Raw genomic sequence first — 628 nt, 5'->3', positions numbered from 1 at the left:
TCACTTGACCATATAACCCCAAGCAATCTGGTTATACTGTGAAGACGACATTCGCCGAAAATTCGAATTTCTCAACTAAGAGAACTCACAAATTTTACCTTAGCCTGATCACCACCAGTGAAAGTGGATCTCAGTCTATCTTTCTATCACATACCCAAATTTTTAAAGAACGAACCAGTCAAAGACTAGAAATCAACATTCACCATCGCAGCGATGGAATGCTCATTTCTAAGCTCTTACTTCAGAAGCAGTAGTGGTGGAGCCAAGCGGGATCGAACCGCTGACCTCCTGCGTGCAAGGCAGGCGCTCTCCCAGCTGAGCTATGGCCCCGTATTTCTACAGGCGTTTCCCACACAAAATTGGTGGGTCTGGGCAGATTCGAACTGCCGACCTCACCCTTATCAGGGGTGCGCTCTAACCAACTGAGCTACAGACCCAATTTCGGGCTGCTTCTTTCGTCTTCTTCAATGAATCAAGCAATTCGTGTGGGAACTTATGGAGCAGCTGATGTCGTCGATTAAGGAGGTGATCCAGCCGCAGGTTCCCCTACGGCTACCTTGTTACGACTTCACCCCAGTCATGAATCACACCGTGGTAACCGTCCTCCCGAAGGTTAGACTAGCTACTT

At 48.2% G+C, this 628-nt stretch carries 2 tRNA genes and 1 rRNA gene; all 3 read right to left on the bottom strand.

The window, feature by feature from the left end:
- Positions 1-254: 254 nt before the first annotated feature.
- Positions 255-330 (bottom strand) — tRNA-Ala (locus tag L6D82_RS28470).
- A gap of 30 nt (positions 331-360) precedes the next feature.
- Positions 361-437: transfer RNA gene (locus tag L6D82_RS28465), tRNA-Ile, on the bottom strand.
- An 81-nt stretch (positions 438-518) separates the two neighbouring features.
- Positions 519-628: ribosomal RNA gene (locus L6D82_RS28460) — 16S ribosomal RNA — on the bottom strand; the annotation flags it as partial.

The sequence above is a fragment of the Pseudomonas paraglycinae genome (assembly GCF_021601625.1).
Taxonomy (GTDB): Bacteria; Pseudomonadota; Gammaproteobacteria; order Pseudomonadales; family Pseudomonadaceae; genus Aquipseudomonas; species Aquipseudomonas paraglycinae.
Note: the sequence above shows the minus strand (reverse complement) of the source record. Positions and strands in the feature narration are given on the sequence as shown.